Origin of the sequence: Mesorhizobium sp. M7A.F.Ca.CA.004.06.1.1 (assembly GCF_003999135.1) — a bacterium.
GTDB lineage: Bacteria > Pseudomonadota > Alphaproteobacteria > Rhizobiales > Rhizobiaceae > Mesorhizobium.
Genome location: NZ_RZPQ01000659.1, coordinates 1 through 3,363 on the forward strand (window position 1 = coordinate 1; position 3,363 = coordinate 3,363).

A 3,363-nucleotide genomic window follows, 5' to 3' on the forward strand; every position below is an offset into this window, starting at 1 on the left:
GATTCTCGATTGATGCCAGCTTTCCACAAAACGCTGAAGGCCGCGTTTGGGAAATGGCTCTATTGCCGGGGCAGCGCTTCACCAACCGCTAACCAATCGTGCCTGGCGAAAGCTGGTGACAGGCCGGGGCGGTTCGGCTAATCCGAACCGGCTGCGGCGAACCGTCGGTCGCGGCGTCGCAACGATCACGACTGAAGGAAACGGCATGGCGAATTCGCCTGAAATCATCGGCTCGCTCGAAGACGTGTCGAAGGCCTATTCGGCAATCCTGTGCGACGTCTGGGGCGTGGTCCACAATGGCGAAACGCATTTCCCGGTGGCGGCCTCCGCATTGGCAAGGGCTCGAGAGGCGAAAATCCCCGTGGTCCTGATCACCAATTCGCCGCGCAGAAGTGCCGATGTCGTGGCGCAGATGAACGCGATCGGTGTTCCACCGTCAGCCTACGACCGGGTGGTTACCTCAGGCGACGTGACCCGGGATCTGATCGCCGAAGGGCCGCGCAGGATTTTCCATATCGGCGCCGACCGTGACTTCACTCTCTATGAAGGTCTCGACGTGGAGCTTGTCGAGGAGTTCGAAGCATCCGGCGTCGTCTGCACCGGCCTGTTCGACGACGAGGTCGAGAAGCCCGAGGATTACACGGAGCTCCTGCGGCGGCTGCGCGCCCGGAACCTGCCTTTCATCTGCGCAAATCCCGACATCGTGGTCGAGCGCGGCGAACGCATCATCTGGTGTGCCGGCGCGCTGGCGCGTGACTATGCCCAGCTCGGCGGCCGCACATTGATCGCTGGAAAACCATACGCGCCGATCTACAATCTCGCGATGAAGGAGGTCGCCGAGATTCTTGGCCGGCCGGTCGAGCGCAGCCGGGTGCTGGCCATCGGCGATGGCATGATGACCGATGTGAAGGGCGCCGCCGACAATGGCTTCGATGTTCTTTATGTCTCCGGCGGCATCCATGCCCGCGACTATGGCGATGCCTTGCAACCGGATCCGGCAAGATTGGCGGCGTTCCTGGAAAAGCATGGCTATGGTCCGGTGGCCGTCATTCCCAGACTTCGGTAGGTGACGATGGCAGCCTTCCAGCGCATCCTGGCAACCGCGCCGCTTCCCGCAGACCTGCGCGGCGGCGTGGTGGCGATCGGCAATTTCGATGGCGTCCATCGCGGCCATCAGGCGGTGCTCGAGCGCGCCTCCGCCGAGGCCGGACGGCGCGGCGCACCGGCCCTGGTGCTGACATTCGAACCGCATCCGCGCAAGATCTTCAGGCCTGATATCCCGTTGTTCGTGCTGACGCCGCCGCCGATGAAGGCGCGGCTCCTGTCGCTGCTGGGCTTTGCCGCGCTGGTCGAACAGCCGTTCACGCGCGACTTCGCCTCGCTGTCGGCGGAAGCGTTCGTGACGGATGTGCTGGAAACGAACCTTGGCATTACCCACGCCGTGACCGGGTTCGATTTCCACTTCGGCAAGGATCGTCAAGGCGGCCCGGCCTACCTGATGGCGGCCGGCGAGCGTCACGGCTTCGGCGTCACGCTCGTCGACGCCTTCCGGGACGAGGGCGCCGAGGTGGTGTCGTCCAGCCGCATCCGCGGATTGCTGGGCGAGGGCGAAGTGGCCGAAGCCGCCGGTCTGCTCGGCTACCGCTTCACCGTCGAAAGCGAAGTGGTCGGCGGACAGCAGCTTGGCCGCACCCTTGGCTTTCCAACCGCGAATATGAGGCTGTCGGCTGAAGCCGCACTCAAGGAGGGCATCTATGCCGTCCGCTTCCGCCGCGCCGACGGCACGCTTCACGACGGCGTCGCCAGCTTCGGCCGGCGCCCGACCGTCAATGACAATGGCACGCCGCTGCTGGAAACCTTCGTCTTCGACTTCTCCGAAGACCTCTATGGCGAGGTCTGTCAGGTTTCCTTCTTCGGTTTCCTGCGCCCGGAGGTGAAGTTCGATGGGCTCGACGCGCTGGTCGCGCAGATGAAACGCGATGAAGCCGAGGCACGCGCGCTGCTCGCCGGCGTCAGGCCGCTCTCCGAGCTCGACGCGGCCATGGCTTTTTGAGCCAGGCGTGATGCCGGCTACTTCTTGAATGCCAGGCCGACGGCGATGAAGGTCCAGCCCTGGAAGATCAGGTCGATCGCCAGGAACAGCCCGAGCACCCACAGGCTGTTGACCGGCCAGCCCATCGCGATGATCAGGCCTGCAAGCGCGCTGATGGCACCGGCAGCGACGAGCCAGCCCCAGCCGCGTTCCGGCCGATGGCTGTAGCCGACCCAGGCCCTGAGCACCCCTGACGCGACCAGCGCGATCGCCAGCAGGAACGTCAGCACCGCCGAGGCAAGCAGCGGATTGCCGAAAGCGAAGAAGCCGGCAACGGCGTACAGCAGTCCGCTGAGCAGCCAATAGAAGAACCGGCTCCAGGTCTTGACGCCGAACGCGTGCACGATCTCGATTATGCCCGCCATCAGCATCAGCCATCCCACGACGTAGACGGAAGCCACTGTGGCGACGAACAGATTGGCGAAGGCAATGCCGCCGAAGATGAGCAGCAGCACACCGAGCGCGACAAACCATCCCCATTTTGTCCGTGTCTGTTCGAGCGCGATTTTCAAGGCGTCGCCATGCAGGGTCATTGTCGCGGTCTCCATCGAGGGCTGCGGAATACTGCGGATGGAAGGTAATCCGGGCACGGGCCAACGTCCAGTCGATGACCGGCAGCGGGACCGCTGCAAAAGCGCGAGCGTATGTCTCGGGTTTAAATCAAATTTTACCAAAGGGCCGTCAAAGCTGTCATCGGTAATCGTGTGTGTCGTGTTAGTGGAGTGGCCATGAGTCCGGTCGGAAGAATCTCTCTGGTGTTGGCCGCTGCGGTGCTGGGCGGAGCGGGCACTGCCCATGCGGGCGAGGGCAGCTGGCTGTCCGGCGACTGGTATCTGACCGTAGGTGCCACCGGCATGGTGGCGCCGAATTTCGAGGGCGGCAAAAAGTACCTGCTCAGCGCCTCGCCGATCATTTCGCTGGGCAAGGCCGGACCGGCGGCCCGCTTTGTCTCGCGCAACGACAACATCTCGCTGGCGCTGGTCGATGATGGCGGTTTCCGCGCCGGCCTGACCGGCAAGTTCCTATTTTCCCGCGATGATGACAACGCCGATGAGCTGAAGGGCCTCGATCCGGTGCGCTGGGGCGGGGAAGTCGGCGGCTTCTTCGAATTCTATCCGACCGACTGGCTGCGCGCCCGCGCCGAGCTGCGCCACGGCATTCGCGCTCACAACGGCTTTGTCGCCGACATCGCCGCCGACGCCTTTTACGATGTGACGCCGACCGTCAGGATTTCGGGCGGTCCGCGTGTTTCCTTCGCCTCAGGCAATTAT

General features: G+C 63.9%; 4 protein-coding genes. 3 read left to right on the plus strand and 1 reads right to left on the minus strand.

The window, feature by feature from the left end; genetic code table 11:
- Positions 1-205: 205 nt before the first annotated feature.
- A complete protein-coding gene (locus tag EN906_RS27795; RefSeq protein WP_127271605.1) occupies positions 206-1,066 on the plus strand; it encodes a TIGR01459 family HAD-type hydrolase in 861 nt (286 codons plus the stop codon).
- 6 nt (positions 1,067-1,072) lie between these two features.
- Positions 1,073-2,053, plus strand: coding sequence for a bifunctional riboflavin kinase/FAD synthetase (locus EN906_RS27800; protein ID WP_127271602.1), 981 nt, complete (start codon positions 1,073-1,075; stop codon positions 2,051-2,053).
- Between the two features lie 17 nt (positions 2,054-2,070).
- On the opposite strand, the gene EN906_RS27805 is transcribed toward EN906_RS27800, so the two are convergent.
- Complete coding sequence (locus tag EN906_RS27805) at positions 2,071-2,625, minus strand: HdeD family acid-resistance protein (protein WP_127271600.1); 555 nt, start codon at positions 2,623-2,625, stop codon at positions 2,071-2,073.
- Between the two features lie 195 nt (positions 2,626-2,820).
- On the opposite strand from EN906_RS27805, the gene EN906_RS27810 reads away from it, so the two are divergent.
- Positions 2,821-3,363, plus strand: a 543-nt coding sequence (locus EN906_RS27810) for a MipA/OmpV family protein (RefSeq protein ID WP_164777406.1), incomplete at its 3' end; no start/stop codon positions are given.

Coding starts and splice junctions, on each gene's coding strand:
- EN906_RS27795 (WP_127271605.1), top strand. CDS start 206: ATGGCGAATTCGCCTGAAATCATCGGCTCGCTCGAAGACGTGTCGAAG.
- EN906_RS27800 (WP_127271602.1), top strand. CDS start 1,073: ATGGCAGCCTTCCAGCGCATCCTGGCAACCGCGCCGCTTCCCGCAGAC.
- EN906_RS27805 (WP_127271600.1), bottom strand. CDS start 2,625: ATGACCCTGCATGGCGACGCCTTGAAAATCGCGCTCGAACAGACACGG.